This is a genomic window from Mycobacterium sp. NGS68 (genome assembly GCF_059812195.1).
This window is the reverse complement of record NZ_JCALCE010000001.1, coordinates 131,216-145,647: the sequence shown is the minus strand read 5'-3', so window position 1 is coordinate 145,647 and position 14,432 is coordinate 131,216. Positions and strand designations below refer to the sequence as shown.

The 14,432-nt window shown below is 67.4% G+C and carries 11 protein-coding genes; 5 read left to right on the top strand and 6 right to left on the bottom strand.

The window, feature by feature from the left end; genetic code table 11:
- Window positions 1-481: 481 nt before the first annotated feature.
- Together gltB and AC5Y5V_RS00625 are read left to right on the top strand one after the other, a co-directional pair.
- Window positions 482-5,074 (top strand): glutamate synthase large subunit, encoded by a 4,593-nt coding sequence (gltB, locus tag AC5Y5V_RS00630; RefSeq protein WP_499930520.1) that lies wholly within the window; start codon window positions 482-484, stop codon window positions 5,072-5,074.
- The gene (locus AC5Y5V_RS00625; RefSeq protein ID WP_499930518.1) at window positions 5,067-6,542 is read left to right on the top strand and encodes a glutamate synthase subunit beta; all 1,476 of its coding nucleotides are present in this window, start codon (window positions 5,067-5,069) and stop codon (window positions 6,540-6,542) included. The genes gltB and AC5Y5V_RS00625 overlap by 8 nt, the downstream gene beginning before the upstream one ends.
- Window positions 6,543-6,903: 361 nt before the next feature.
- Here the strand turns inward: AC5Y5V_RS00625 and AC5Y5V_RS00620 are convergent, their stop codons facing one another.
- Complete coding sequence (locus AC5Y5V_RS00620) at window positions 6,904-7,758, bottom strand: LLM class F420-dependent oxidoreductase (protein WP_499930516.1); 855 nt, start codon at window positions 7,756-7,758, stop codon at window positions 6,904-6,906.
- Between the two features lie 40 nt (window positions 7,759-7,798).
- Between AC5Y5V_RS00620 and AC5Y5V_RS00615 the strand changes: the two genes are divergently transcribed.
- Window positions 7,799-8,233, top strand: a complete 435-nt coding sequence (locus AC5Y5V_RS00615) for a hypothetical protein (RefSeq protein WP_499930514.1) — start codon at window positions 7,799-7,801, stop codon at window positions 8,231-8,233.
- Window positions 8,221-9,225 carry a PHP domain-containing protein gene (locus AC5Y5V_RS00610; protein WP_499930512.1) on the top strand — a complete coding sequence of 335 codons (1,005 nt, stop codon included), beginning with the start codon at window positions 8,221-8,223 and terminating at the stop codon, window positions 9,223-9,225. The genes AC5Y5V_RS00615 and AC5Y5V_RS00610 overlap by 13 nt, the downstream gene beginning before the upstream one ends.
- A 21-nt stretch (window positions 9,226-9,246) precedes the next feature.
- Here the strand turns inward: AC5Y5V_RS00610 and AC5Y5V_RS00605 are convergent, their stop codons facing one another.
- The 5 genes from AC5Y5V_RS00605 to AC5Y5V_RS00585 form a co-directional block, all read right to left on the bottom strand.
- Window positions 9,247-9,633, bottom strand: a complete 387-nt coding sequence (locus AC5Y5V_RS00605) for a hypothetical protein (protein WP_499930510.1) — start codon at window positions 9,631-9,633, stop codon at window positions 9,247-9,249.
- Window positions 9,634-9,678: 45 nt separating this feature from the next.
- A complete protein-coding gene (gene dinB, locus AC5Y5V_RS00600) occupies window positions 9,679-10,878 on the bottom strand; it encodes a DNA polymerase IV (protein ID WP_499931086.1) in 1,200 nt (399 codons plus the stop codon).
- 29 nt (window positions 10,879-10,907) lie between these two features.
- Window positions 10,908-11,297, bottom strand: a complete 390-nt coding sequence (locus AC5Y5V_RS00595; RefSeq protein WP_499930507.1) for a DUF4333 domain-containing protein — start codon at window positions 11,295-11,297, stop codon at window positions 10,908-10,910.
- Between the two features lie 65 nt (window positions 11,298-11,362).
- On the bottom strand, window positions 11,363-12,040 hold the full coding sequence (locus tag AC5Y5V_RS00590) for a TetR/AcrR family transcriptional regulator (RefSeq protein ID WP_499930505.1): 678 nt from the start codon (window positions 12,038-12,040) through the stop codon (window positions 11,363-11,365).
- 195 nt (window positions 12,041-12,235) lie between these two features.
- On the bottom strand, window positions 12,236-12,877 hold the full coding sequence (locus AC5Y5V_RS00585) for a TetR/AcrR family transcriptional regulator (protein ID WP_499930503.1): 642 nt from the start codon (window positions 12,875-12,877) through the stop codon (window positions 12,236-12,238).
- A gap of 76 nt (window positions 12,878-12,953) precedes the next feature.
- On the opposite strand from AC5Y5V_RS00585, the gene AC5Y5V_RS00580 reads away from it, so the two are divergent.
- On the top strand, window positions 12,954-14,426 hold the full coding sequence (locus AC5Y5V_RS00580) for a flavin-containing monooxygenase (RefSeq protein ID WP_499930501.1): 1,473 nt from the start codon (window positions 12,954-12,956) through the stop codon (window positions 14,424-14,426).
- The last annotated feature ends 6 nt before the right edge of the window (window positions 14,427-14,432 follow it).

Below are 14,432 nucleotides of genomic sequence, written 5' to 3'. Positions count from 1 at the left end.
GGCGCGCTTGTAGGCCTCCATGAGTATCGCGCAAACACGCCAACGCCGCGTACAACGACGAGGGCAGGCCTTCGAGGCCCTCTGCCGCCTAACCCAGCAAACTCACGTCGGCGGTTGGAGTGGGCGGCGGACGAATCGGTCCCGCAGCCGCCGCGGCGGCGGGAAAGTGACGAAAACCGCACGTAGCGGCGCCGTCGGTCGGCGGCTTCGCTGCAGGTCACGCGCAGCGGCGATGCAGGTTAGTATTAGGGAAGTTGGCATGTCAGGCGGGTTTTGTCATATCGTTTTACGACTTGTCGAGATCGGTTATCGGGCCACCGTTCAGCGCTGCACGGACGAATCCCTGACCGAATCATCTCCGCTTGACGGACAGCCTATCGACAAGACCGGTGAGGTCTGGCCCGCAACATCGGGGTGTTGGCCTAGTCGGAGCCGTTTATAAAAGGGCCGTGCAGAAAGTCTGGTGAAGGGGCAGGTGGGTATGGCGCCCAAGCGCGTCGGGCTTTATAACCCCGCGTACGAACACGATTCGTGCGGGGTGGCCATGGTCGTGGACATGCACGGCCGCCGTAGCCGCGACATCGTCGACAAGGCGATCACCGCGCTGCTCAACCTCGAACACCGCGGTGCACAGGGGGCCGAGCCACGCAGCGGTGACGGCGCCGGCATCCTGATTCAGGTCCCGGACGCATTCCTTCGCGAGGTCGTCGACTTCGAGCTGCCCGCCGCGGGGAGCTACGCCACCGGCATCGCATTCCTGCCCCAGTCGTCCAAGGACGCGGCCGCGGCCTGCGCCGCGGTGGAGAAAATCGCCGAAGCCGAGGGCCTGCAGGTGCTGGGCTGGCGCACTGTGCCGATCGACGACTCGTCGCTGGGCGCGTTGTCCCGTGACGCGATGCCGACCTTCCGGCAGGTGTTCATCGCCGGCGCCTCCGACATGGACCTGGAGCGACGCTGCTACATCGTGCGCAAGCGGGCCGAGCACGAGCTCGGGACCAAGGGCCCCGGCCAGGACGGCCCGGGTCGCGAAACCGTCTACTTTCCAAGCCTGTCCGGCCGCACCTTCGTCTACAAGGGCATGCTGACCACCCCGCAGCTCAAAGCGTTCTACCTTGACCTGCAAGACGATCGGCTGACCAGCGCGCTGGGCATCGTCCACTCACGCTTTTCCACCAACACCTTCCCGTCCTGGCCGCTGGCGCACCCGTTCCGGCGGGTGGCCCACAACGGCGAGATCAACACCGTCACCGGCAACGAGAACTGGATGCGTGCCCGCGAGGCGCTGATCAAGACCGACATCTTCGGCTCGGAAGACGATGTGGAGAAGCTGTTCCCGATCTGCACGCCGGGCGCCTCCGACACCCAGCGCTTCGACGAGGTGCTCGAACTGCTGCACCTGGGCGGGCGCAGCCTGGCGCATTCGGTGCTGATGATGATCCCCGAGGCCTGGGAACGCAACGAGTCGATGGACCCCGCGCGTCGGGCGTTTTACCAGTATCACGCCTCTCTGATGGAACCGTGGGACGGCCCCGCGTCGATCACCTTCACCGATGGCACCATCGTGGGCGCCGTGCTGGACCGCAACGGCCTGCGGCCGTCCCGGATCTGGGTCACCGAGGACGGCCTGGTGGTGATGGCGTCGGAGGCCGGCGTGCTGGACCTCGACCCCTCCAAGGTGGTCAAGCGGATGCGGCTGCAGCCCGGCCGGATGTTCCTGGTGGACACCACCGAAGGCCGCATCGTCTCCGACGAGGAGATCAAGGCGGAACTGGCCGCCGAGCACCCGTACCAGGAATGGCTCGACGAGGGTCTGGTGCCCATCGAAAAGCTGCCGCAGGGCAAGTACGTGCGGATGCCGCACGACCGACTTGTCATGCGCCAGTTGGCTTTCGGCTACACCTACGAAGAGCTCAACCTGCTGGTGGCGCCGATGGTCCGCACCGGCGCCGAGGCGCTCGGTTCGATGGGTACCGACACCCCTATCGCCGTGCTGTCGCAGCGGCCCCGCATGCTCTACGACTACTTCCAGCAGCTGTTCGCTCAGGTGACCAACCCGCCGCTTGATGCCATCCGTGAGGAGGTGGTGACCAGCCTGCAGGGCACCACCGGCGGGGAGCGCGACCTGCTCAGCCCGGACCCGGATTCCTGCCACCAGATCGTGCTGTCCCAGCCGATCCTGCGGAACCACGACCTGGCCAAGCTGATCAACCTCAACCCCGACGACGAGGTCAACGGGCGCCCACACGGTATGCGCTCCAAGGTGATTCGCTGTCTGTACCCGGTCGCCGAAGGTGGCGCCGGGCTGGCAGCCGCGCTGGACGACGTGCGCGCGCAGGCTTCGGCGGCGATCGCGGACGGCGCCCGGGTCATCATCCTGTCCGACCGCGATTCCAACGAGCAGATGGCCCCGATCCCGTCGCTGCTGGCCGTCGGCGCCGTGCACCACCACCTGGTGCGCGACCGGACCCGCACCCACGTGGGGTTGGTCGTCGAGTCGGGTGACGCCCGCGAAGTGCACCACATGGCGATGCTGGTCGGTTGCGGCGCCGCGGCGGTCAACCCCTACCTGGTGTTCGAGTCGATCGAGGACATGCTCGACCGGGGTGTCCTGGACGTCGGGGACGGTATCGACCGCGACAAGGCGTTGAACAACTACATCAAGGCCGCCGGCAAGGGTGTGCTGAAAGTGATGTCCAAGATGGGCATCTCGACGCTGGCCTCCTACACCGGCGCACAGCTGTTCCAGGCCGTCGGCGTCTCCGAGGAGGTGCTCGGGGAGTACTTCACCGGGTTGGCCTGCCCGACGGGCGGCATCACGCTCGACGACATCGCCGCCGACGTCGCGACGCGGCACCGGTTGGCCTACCTGGATCGGCCCGACGAGCGCGCGCACCGCGAACTCGAGGTCGGCGGGGAATACCAGTGGCGCCGCGAGGGCGAGTACCACCTGTTCAACCCGGAGACCGTGTTCAAGCTGCAGCACGCCACGCGCACTGGCCAGTACAAGATCTTCAAGGAGTACACCCGGCTGGTCGACGACCAGAGCGAGCGGATGGCGTCGCTGCGCGGTCTGCTGAAATTCCGTGGCGACGTGCGCCCCCCGATTCCGCTGGAGGAGGTCGAGCCCGCCAGCGAGATCGTCAAGCGCTTCTCCACCGGCGCGATGAGCTACGGCTCGATTTCGGCGGAGGCGCACGAGACCCTCGCCATCGCGATGAACCGACTCGGCGGCCGCTCGAACAGCGGCGAGGGCGGCGAGGACGTCCGGCGGTTCGAGCACGATTCCAACGGCGACTGGCGCCGCAGCGCGATCAAACAGGTCGCCTCGGCGCGATTCGGCGTCACCTCGCACTACCTGACCAACTGCACCGACATCCAGATCAAGATGGCCCAGGGCGCGAAACCCGGTGAAGGCGGCCAGCTTCCGGGTCACAAGGTGTACCCGTGGGTCGCGTCGGTGCGGCACTCGACGCCGGGTGTGGGGCTGATTTCGCCGCCGCCGCACCACGACATCTACTCCATCGAGGATCTGGCGCAGCTGATCCACGACCTGAAGAACGCCAACCCGTCGGCGCGCGTGCACGTGAAGCTGGTGTCGGAGAACGGGGTTGGCACCGTTGCTGCTGGTGTCTCTAAAGCGCACGCCGACGTGGTGCTGATCTCCGGGCACGACGGCGGCACCGGGGCCACCCCGCTGACGTCGCAGAAGCACGCGGGCGCGCCGTGGGAGCTGGGCCTGGCCGAGACGCAGCAGACGCTGCTGCTCAACGGGTTACGCGACCGGATCGTGGTGCAGGTGGACGGCCAGCTCAAGACGGGCCGCGACGTGATGATCGCGACGCTGCTGGGCGCCGAGGAATTCGGTTTCGCCACCGCGCCTTTGGTGGTGGCCGGTTGCATCATGATGCGGGTCTGCCATTTGGACACCTGCCCGGTCGGCGTCGCCACACAGAACCCGGTCCTGCGCGAGCGGTTCACCGGCAAGCCGGAGTTCGTGGAGAACTTCTTCATGTTCATCGCCGAAGAGGTCCGGGAGTACATGGCGCAGTTGGGCTTCCGGAATCTCAACGAGGCCGTCGGCCAGGCAGGTGCGCTGGACACCACGCTGGCCCGCGCCCACTGGAAGGCGCACCGACTGGACCTGGCGCCCGTGCTGCACGAGCCGGAGTCGGCTTTCATGAACCAGGACCTGTACTGCAGCTCGCGTCAGGACCACGGCCTGGACAAGGCCTTGGACCAGCAGTTGATCGTGATGAGCAGGGAGGCGCTGGATTCGCAGAAGCCGGTGCGGTTCTCCACTACGATCAGCAACGTCAACCGCACGGTGGGCACCATGCTCGGTCACGAGGTGACGAAAGCCTATGGCGGCCAAGGGCTGCCGGACGGCACCATCGACATCACGTTCGACGGGTCCGCCGGCAACAGCTTCGGGGCGTTCGTGCCCAAGGGGATTACATTGCGTATTTACGGCGACGCCAACGACTACGTTGGCAAGGGTCTGTCCGGCGGGCGGATCGTGGTGCGACCGCCCGACAATGCGCCGGAGGACTATGTCGCCGAGGAAAACATCATCGGGGGCAACGTGATCCTCTTCGGCGCCACCAGCGGCGAGGTGTACCTGCGCGGCGTGGTCGGCGAGCGGTTCGCGGTCCGCAACTCCGGCGCGCACGCCGTGGTCGAGGGCGTGGGCGACCACGGCTGCGAGTACATGACCGGTGGCCGGGTCGTCATCCTGGGCCGCACCGGCCGGAACTTCGCCGCGGGAATGTCCGGCGGGGTTGCCTACCTCTACGACCCCGAAGAGGAGCTGCCCGACAATCTCAACACCGAGATGGTCGACGTCGAAACGCTCGACGAGGACGACGCGGAGTTCCTGCACGGCGTGATCCAGGCCCATGTCGATGCCACCGATTCCGCTGTCGGCCAGCGCATCCTGGCCGACTGGCGCGGGCAGCAACGGCACTTCGTCAAGGTGATGCCGCGCGACTACAAGAAGGTGTTGCAGGCGATCGCGCAGGCCGAACGTGACGGCGACGACGTCGACAAGGCGATCATGGCGGCCGCGCATGGCTGACCCCAGCGGCTTCCTGAAGTACACGCATCGGGAACTGCCGAAGCGCAGGCCTGTCCCGATCCGCCTCAAGGACTGGCACGAGGTCTACGAGGAATTCGACGTCGAGACCCTGCAACACCAGGCGACGCGTTGCATGGACTGCGGCATTCCGTTCTGCCACAACGGTTGTCCGCTCGGAAACCTGATTCCGGAGTGGAACGACCTGGTGCGCAGGGGCCGCTTCCGCGATGCGATCGAGCGGCTGCACGCCACCAACAACTTTCCCGACTTCACCGGCCGGCTGTGCCCGGCACCGTGCGAGCCGGCGTGCGTGCTGGGCATCAACCAGGATCCGGTGACGATCAAGCAGATCGAGCTGGAGATCATCGACAGGGCCTTCGACGAGGGCTGGGTGGAGCCCCTGCCGCCGAACGTGCTGACCGGCAAGAAGGTCGCCGTGGTGGGTTCGGGCCCGGCGGGCCTGGCCGCCGCCCAGCAGCTGACCCGCGCCGGCCACAGCGTCACCGTCTTCGAGCGGGCCGACCGGATCGGCGGGCTGCTGCGCTACGGCATTCCGGAATTCAAGATGGAAAAGCGCGTCCTCGACCGGCGCCTGGACCAGATGCGCGCTGAGGGAACCGAGTTCCGCGCCAGCGTCAACGTCGGCGTGGACCTCACCGCCGAACAGCTGCGCGCCGATTTCGACGCCGTCGTGCTGGCCGGCGGCGCCACCGACTGGCGTGACCTGCCGATCCCCGGCCGGGACCTGGACGGCATCCACCAGGCGATGGAGTACCTGCCGTGGGGCAACCGGTATGCAGCGGGCGACTTGGATGATTCAGTCCTGGGGCCCGACGGGGAACCGCCGATCACCGCCAGGGACAAGAAGGTGGTCATCATCGGCGGCGGCGACACCGGCGCCGACTGCCTGGGTACCGCGCACCGCCAGGGCGCGGCCAGCATCCACCAATTCGAGATCATGCCGCGCCCGCCGGAGACCCGCGCCGCGTCGACCCCGTGGCCGACATACCCGCTGATGTACCGGGTCTCGTCGGCGCACGAAGAGGGCGGCGAGCGGGTGTTCTCGGTCAACACCGAGGAGTTCGTCGGCAATGACGGGCACGTCACCGCGCTCAAGGTGCACGAGGTGACGATGCAGGACGGCAAGTTCGTCAAAGTCGAGGACTCCGACTTCGAGTTGGAAGCGGACTTGGTGCTGCTCGCGATGGGGTTCGTCGGTCCGGAGAAGCCGGGTCTGCTGACCGAACTCGGGGTGAAGCTCACCGATCGTGGCAACGTGGCGCGCGGCGCCGATTTCGACACCTCGGTGCCCGGCGTTTTCGTGGCCGGGGACATGGGCCGGGGCCAGTCACTGATCGTCTGGGCGATAGCTGAGGGCAGGGCCGCCGCGGCGGCGGTGGACCGGCATCTGATGGGGTCCAGCGCGCTGCCCGCGCCGGTCAAGCCGACGGCTGCGCCGCTTACTTAACCACATCAGTCACATTTGAAACATTTGATAATCGTTCGGCGCGTCGCTGACAGTTTGCCAGCCGATAGGTGTCTAATAACTGCCTGTGGGCCCCGTCACACAGCGGGCACATGGGGGGCCCGGTCGAGTTAGCCGATCGCAGGAGTGATCACCGTGCATGTAAAGCCAGTAACCCACACACGGATGGGGCGAATCGCCAGGACATGGCTGCGTCACCCGGTCAGAAGCCACGAGTTCCCCGCCAAGCATGAGCGCCTGATTACCGCGGAAGAACTGCTGGCATTCGGAGTGTGACGACGCGCCCCGCGGCGACCGTATGTTTGCCCGGGGCCTTGCGGCGCTCGCGGACCCGGCCGCGAAATCAGCCCGCCTCCCACAGTCCCGAATCGCGGATCGCCTCGGCCAGCGGCTCGAGCACCGCGGCGTCGTGCGGCGGCGCGATGTAGACGATCCCGAGGTCCAGACCTTCGGCCCCTAGCGCCGCCGCGTTCTCGATGACCTGCTGGTAGTCGCGGTCGGGCCCCAGGCCCAGATGCGCCGACAATGTGATCTCCTTCGGGTCGCGCCCGATGTCCGCGCAGCGCGCGGCCAGCACGTCGCGCTTCTGGGCGAACTGCTCGGGCGTGCCGCCGGCGAAGTTCCAGTGCTGGGCGTAGCGCGCGGTGAGCGGCAGCGTGCGCTTCTCGCCGCTGCCACCTATGCAGATCGGCGGGTGTGGGCGCTGCGGGCCCTTGGGTTCGTTGCGCGCGTCCTTGAGCTGGTAGAACTTGCCGTCGAAGGTCGTCGTCTCCTCGCTGAGCAGGCTGATCAGCACCTGGCAGGCCTCCTCGAAGCGGTCGAAGCGCTCCCGGATGCTGCCCAGCTCGATGCCGTAGGCGCCGGACTCCTCCTCGTTCCAGCCGGCGCCGATACCCAGCTCGAGCCGGCCACCCGAGATGATGTCGAGCGCGGCGGCCATATTGGCCAGGACGGCAGGGTGGCGGTAGTGGATGCCAGTGACCAGGGTGCCCAGCCGCAGCCGCGTGGTGGCCTGCGCCAGCGCGGTCAGCGTCGTCCAGCCCTCCAGGCAGGGACCGGTGGGGTCGGAGAAGATCGGATAGAAGTGGTCGAACGTCCAGCCCGACTCGAAGACGTCGATGTCGTCGGCGGCCTGCCAGACGGCAAGCATGTCGGTCCAAGTCGTGTTCTGTGGTGAGGTCTTGAAGGCGAAGCGCATGGACTCGACCGTAGTCCCGCGCTCTACGATCGGTTGAACCATGACTATCGGAATAGACACCAGGATCACGCTGCTGGCGGCCGGGCTGATCTTCCTGCTGGCGCTGGGCCTCGGCGTGTGGAAGTACCGGCAGATCATGCTCGCCGACGATCACCGCGCGCACGTGTACGTTGACATCGCGCACCGGGCGGCGTTGCTCTACTCGTTCGCGACGGCGCTGATCGCGGTCTTTGTCGCACTCAGCGCCTGGCCGGCGTGGGTGAACCTGACCGCCGCGATGGTCGTCGTGCTCTTCTTCGTCCTCGCCATCGGGACGTACATCCTGCACGGCGCACGCCGTGACACCGAGAACCAGTTCGCGCATCCGGTGCGCGGCACCGGTCTACTCATGGGTTTGTTGATCGTCGGGGAAATGGGCGGCTTCGCAGTGATTCTCGCCGGATTTGTGGCTAAGCAGTTTCTATGGACCCAGTAACCGCCCTACGGCAGATCGCCTACTACAAGGACCGCGACCGGCAGGACCCACGGCGCGTGATGGCCTACCGCAACGCCGCCGACATCGTCGAACGCCTCGACGACGCGACGCGCGAGCGGCACGGTCAGGCCAACAGTTGGCAGACGATCGCGGGCATCGGACCCAAGACCGCGAAGGTCATCGCGCAGGCGTGGGCCGGCCGCGAGCCCGACCTGCTGGTCGAATTGCGTTCCGAGGCAGGCGATCTCGGTGGGGGAGAGGTGCGGGCGGCGCTACGCGGGGACCTGCACCTGCATTCCAACTGGTCGGACGGCTCGGCGCCGATCGAGGAGATGATGGCCACCGCGGCGGCGCTCGGCCACGAGTACTGCGCGCTCACCGATCACTCGCCGCGGCTGACCATCGCCAACGGGCTGTCGCCGGAGCGGTTGCGCAAGCAGCTCGACGTGATCGACGGGCTGCGCGGCCAGTTCGCGCCGATGCGCATCCTGACCGGCATCGAGGTCGACATCCTCGACGACGGCAGCCTCGATCAGGAGCCCGAACTGCTGGAGCGCCTCGACATCGTGGTGGCCAGCGTGCACTCGAAGCTGTCGATGGATTCGGCCGCGATGACGAGGCGGATGCTCCGCGCCGTCTCCGACGGCCACGCCGATGTGCTGGGCCACTGCACCGGCCGGCTGGTCGCGGGCGGCCGCGGCATCCGGCCGGAGTCCAAGTTCGACGCCGAGAAGGTGTTCACCGCCTGCCGCGACCACGGCACCGCCGTCGAGATCAACTCCCGTCCCGAGCGCCGCGATCCGCCCACGCGGCTGCTGAACCTGGCCCGCGACATCGGCTGCGTGTTCAGCATCGACACCGACGCGCACGCGCCCGGGCAGCTGGACTTCCTCGGCTACGGCGCGCAGCGGGCCCTGGACGCCGGCATCGACGTCGAGCGGATCGTCAACACGTGGCCCGCCGAGCGGCTGCTGGAGTGGGCCGCGTCCTAGGCGGAATGGGGCGGCGATGGCTCAGGCCGCGGAGGCCAGCGATCGCGCGTAGTTCACCATCTGGTTGACACCCAGGACCGACTGAGGGTCCCGTGCGGGGATCATCGCGGCGTGATGGAAACCGTTGCCCTGCACGGTGACTTGGATATAGCCCACCATCTTGCGGTCCTTCATTAACAGGAACAGCAACCCCAGCAGGCAGAACCACACGAAGATTATCGCCAGGACGATTCCCGCGGTGGACACGCTTTCCTGGTAATAGGACATATCCGTCACGGTCCACACCGAGCCCTGGATTGGGTGCGGGCCCGTCGGCGTCATTACCCAGTGTTGCGAGATGGAGATGTCGCCGATTGTCGCCAGCCACGGCTCGGGATCGCCACTTCGATAGTCAACCAGTTCTGCCACGAGGCCGATTAAAGCACGGACTCCCGACAGCCGGGACAGAGTGCATCAGTCCGGCAGGCGCGGCATCTCCAGGCCGGGATCGCGGCCAACCAGCACCGCGCGGGTGAGCGCGGATTTGCCGTAGCGGCGGTGTATTTCGTCGATTGTGGCGTCCACCTCGCGGGGTTCGCCGGCGAAGGGCAGCGTCAGCTGCTGCGCGCCGGCGCGGTCGATTCCGGACACCGCGAAACCCACCAGCGTCAGGCCCCGCTCGGCGATCAGCGGCGTGGCGGCGGCCACCAACTGCCGCGCCGCGGCCAGGATCGGCTGGGTCGACGACGTCGCCCACGGCAGCGTGCGCGAGCGGGTGGCGCGGGTCAGGTCGTCGAACCGTAGCCGCAGCGTGACAGTGCGCCCGGTGCGACGGGCGGCGCGCATCCGGCCGGTGATGCGGTCGACCAGGTTGACCACCACCGCGTCGATTTCGTTGGGCGACATGCGGTTTCCGGCCCGGCCCAGCGCGCGCTGGGCGCCCACCGAGCGGCGCTGCACGCCGGTGTTCACCCGCCGGCGGTCGATGTTGCGGGACAGCGCGTACAGCTGGCGGCCCATCGCGCCGCCCACCAGCGCGGCCAGCGTCGACTCGGACAGTTCGGCCACCTCGGCGACCGTGGTGATGCCGTGCGCGCGCAGCTTGTCGGCGGTGACCGCGCCGACGCCCCACAGCCGCCGCACCGGGAGCGGGTGCAGGAACGCCAGCTCGCGATCCGGCGGCACCAGCAGCAGCCCGTCGGGCTTGGCCTCCTGGCTGGCCACCTTCGCGAGGAACTTGGTGCGGGCGATCCCGACGGTGATGGGCAGGCCGACCCGGTCGCGGACGTCGGCCCGCAGCCGCGCCGCGATCTGGACCGGCGTCCCCGACACCCGGCGCAGGCCGCCGACGTCCAGGAACGCCTCGTCCACGGACAGCGGCTCGACCAGGGGCGTGGTATCGCGGAAGACCTCGAACACGTCGTCGCTGGCCTTGGAGTAGGCGCTCATGCGCGGCGGCACGACGACGGCGTCGCGGCACAGCCGTCGGGCCTGCGCGCCGCCCATCGCGGTGCGCACGCCGTAGGCCTTGGCCTCGTAGCTGGCGGCGAGCACCACGCCGCCGCCGATGATCACCGGGCGGCCCCGCAACGTCGGGTCGTCGCGCTGTTCTACGGACGCATAGAACGAGTCCAGGTCCGCGTGCAGGATGGATGCCTCACGCCGCACGAACAGATGTTCGCATGGCGGTATGACAAGTCGCCTTACGGGCCGTTATACGAGCTCACCTCGCCGGACATGTTCCCGCCGGAGTACTTGCCCGTGTAGTTGTAGCGCTTGCCTTCCTCGTCCTTCAGCGTCACAGTCACTTTGCCGCTGACCTGCGGGTTTGACCCGCTCGGCGAGCTGAATCCGGTCGGGGGATTCGCGCTGCTCGCGGTGGCGGTGAACGGGCATTCGAGTGTCGCCCCGACCTTGGCATCCACCTTGTCCGGGCAAGTGAGGGAGACCCCGGTGAGCTGGCCGGACTTGTTCATGTCGGCGGTGACGCGGGACTTGAGATCGGCGGTGTCCAGCGTCTTGCCGCCGCCGCAGGCCGTCAACATCACCGCCACTAGCACCGCTACCGCGCCCGTCGTCCAGGCTCTAACCATTGGAGACCCCCCACTCTCGTCGATATGTCGATGCTAATTGCGGCCTCTCGCTCCCCGCGGTGGTTTCACGTGGAACTTTCCAGGCATCGAGCAGGACCGACGGGCGGGAAGACCGGCTCGACGGGCGGCGGGTCGGCCAGCAGACCGGGCAGCACGAACACCCGGACAAATCGGCGGACCTGCTCGACGTCGGTGGAGCCGGGGATGCCGTCGCGCAGCAGGCTGATCGCCGAGACGATCAGATAGTGGGCGGCGTCTATGGTCCGCAGTCCTGCGCGCAACACCGGCATGCGCGCCTGCTGGGCCGTCAGCACCGACTCGACGATGCCCGGAACGGGCGTGTCGTTCGCCAGGTAATCGACTACGCTCTGCCCGTCGCCGCGATCCCACAGCAACGCGAAGATGGGCTCCCTCGTCCACTCCGTCGCGAGCACGACGAACGTCTCGGTCACTCGCTCGGCAAAGTCGGCGCGCGGGTCGAAGCGTTTGACCAGCGCGGTCATATGTCGCGTCGTCAGGCGCGTGACCATAGCCTTGACCAGCTCTTCCCGCGAGGCGAAGTGGCGGTAGACGATCGTGCGGGTGTAGCCGGCCTCCCGCGCGATGGCGTCCATCGTCGCGCCCCGGGTGCCGCGGTCGAGGAGGCAGCGCTCCGCGGCGTCGAGCAAAGCCTCGCGCGCCTGGTCGGCATCCTTGCCGCCACCGGGCGGCCTACCGCGCGAGCGGCGTACCTGGACGTCCAAGAATCAGGCCGTCCGCAGGATGGCGTCGTAGCCGAACCTGCGCCCCGAGTGCACGATCTCGCCCCATCTGCGGGTGGCCGGAACGCCCATGGCTACAAATTGTATACAGACGACCGGATTCGTCAATTACCTGCCGACCCCGCACCCGCCGAGCGTGCGGCGAGCTTCACGTTCGGCGGCCGGCCCGCCAAGGGGCTAACGCGCCTCGCCGTAGATGCTGTTGACCCAGATGTGGGCGAGCGTGTCGACGACGTTCTCCTCGCTGACGGCGGGCTGCTCGGTCGACAGGCTGGCCATCATGGTGCGCTCGTTCATCAGGTTGAGCGACGTGGCGAGATCGGCGGCAGGAATGGTCTCCGGAGCGGCACCGCGCGCTCGCTCGGCGACGATCAGAGCCTCGGTCTGGTCGATCCAGCGCTGCATGAAGCCGGACCATACGGCCCGGAACTCCGGGCTGCTGGCCAGCACCGCGGTCCCTGCCCGCGCGACAGCGCGGTGTGAGGTGAACGCGGTGAAGAACGCCTTGATCCCGCCGCGCCACATCCGGTGCGGATCCGAGGGTAACCGCGCAATCGCGCCGTCGAACTCGGCGTCGGCACGGTCGATCATCGGCTGCAGCAGCGTCAGCAGCACCGCCTCTTTGGATTTGAAATAGAAGTAGAACGTGGGCCGCGACAGGCCTGCGCCCTTGGCCAGGTCGTCGACGGAGATGTCGGCGAACGGTCGCTCTGCGAGCAGACGTGTCGCCGTCGCGAGGATCGCCTGCTCGCGGTCGTCGCCCGACGGACGGCTGGATCGCCGGCTGCGCGGGACGCGGGTCGAACTGGCGGGGCTCACCCGAGCCACCTTACATGGTGTTGAGAAATTCGACACCCTGTTGACTTGCTCGACACTGCGTTGATAACGTGGCGCCATGACTGAGCACCTTGACGTTGTCATCGTCGGCGCCGGCATCTCGGGGGTAAGCGCGGCCTGGCACCTGCAGGAACGCTGCCCGTCCAAGAGCTACGCCATCCTGGAACGCCGTGACGACCTGGGCGGCACCTGGGACCTGTTCAAATACCCCGGCATCCGGTCCGACTCGGACATGTTCACCCTCGGCTTCCGGTTCAAGCCGTGGCGGTCGGCGAAGTCGATCGCCGACGGCGCCTCGATCAAGGAGTACATCAACGAGGCCGCGGTCGAGAACGGCATCGACCGGCGCATCCGCTACGGCCACCGCCTGCTGGCCGCCGACTGGTCCGACGCCGACAACCTCTGGACCCTGACCGTGGAGCATGACGGCACGCAAAGCCAGATCACCTGCTCCTTCCTGTTCGCGTGCACCGGCTACTACAACTACGACGAGGGCTACTCGCCGACCTTCCCGGGCTCCGAAGACTTCGAGGGCACCATCATCCATCCGCAGCACTGGCCGGAGGACCTCGACTACTCGGGCAAGAAGGTCGTCGTCATCGGATCCGGCGCGACCGCGATCACCTTGATCCCGGCCCTGGTGAACTCCGGCTCCGGGCACGTGACGATGCTGCAGCGTTCACCGACCTACATCGGCTCGCTGCCCGGCACGGACCCCTTCGCCGAAAAGGCCAACCGGCTGCTGCCCGACCACCTGGCGCACCTGGCGAACCGCTGGAAGGCCATCGCGTTCAGCACGTTTCAGTACCAGCTCGCGCGCAAGCGTCCGGCATACATGCGCAAGCTGCTGATGACGATGGCCGAGCGCCGCCTGCCCAAGGGCTACGACGTCGAGAAGCACTTCGGGCCGAGCTACAACGTCTGGGACCAGCGCCTGTGCCTGGCGCCCGACGGCGACTTCTTCCGGACCATCCGGCACGGCAAGGCCGACGTCGTCACCGACACCATCGAGCGGTTCACCAAGACCGGCATCAAGCTCGCCTCGGGGGAGGAGATCCAGGCCGACATCATCGTCACCGCAACGGGTCTGAACATGCAGCTGCTGGGCGGGGTGAGCCCGTCGCGCAACGGTGAGCCCATCGAGCTGACGTCGCTGATGACCTACAAGGGCCTGATGTTCTCCGGTGTCCCGAATTTCGCGATCACCTTCGGCTACACGAACGCGTCGTGGACGCTGAAGGCCGACCTGGTCTCGGAATTCGTCTGCCGGCTGCTGAATTATATGGACGACAAGGGTCTGGACACCGTCGAGCCGCAGCATCCGGGCAACGACGTGGACGAACTGCCGTTCATGGACTTCAACCCGGGCTACTTCCAGCGCTCGATGCACCTGCTGCCCAAATCGGGGTCGCGCGCGCCGTGGCGGCTCAAGCAGAACTACTTCTTCGACATGCGCACGATCCGGCGCGGCAAGGTCGCCGACGAGGGCCTGCGCTTCGCGAAGAAGAAGCGCGCGTCGGTCCCGGTCTAAGAGGAT

Bases quoted from the DNA above. Each gene is read 5' to 3' on its own strand.
- gltB (WP_499930520.1), top strand. From the start codon at position 482: ATGGCGCCCAAGCGCGTCGGGCTTTATAACCCCGCGTACGAACACGAT.
- AC5Y5V_RS00625 (WP_499930518.1), top strand. From the start codon at position 5,067: ATGGCTGACCCCAGCGGCTTCCTGAAGTACACGCATCGGGAACTGCCG.
- AC5Y5V_RS00620 (WP_499930516.1), bottom strand. From the start codon at position 7,758: ATGCGCTTCGCCTTCAAGACCTCACCACAGAACACGACTTGGACCGAC.
- AC5Y5V_RS00615 (WP_499930514.1), top strand. From the start codon at position 7,799: ATGACTATCGGAATAGACACCAGGATCACGCTGCTGGCGGCCGGGCTG.
- AC5Y5V_RS00610 (WP_499930512.1), top strand. From the start codon at position 8,221: ATGGACCCAGTAACCGCCCTACGGCAGATCGCCTACTACAAGGACCGC.
- AC5Y5V_RS00595 (WP_499930507.1), bottom strand. From the start codon at position 11,297: ATGGTTAGAGCCTGGACGACGGGCGCGGTAGCGGTGCTAGTGGCGGTG.
- AC5Y5V_RS00580 (WP_499930501.1), top strand. From the start codon at position 12,954: ATGACTGAGCACCTTGACGTTGTCATCGTCGGCGCCGGCATCTCGGGG.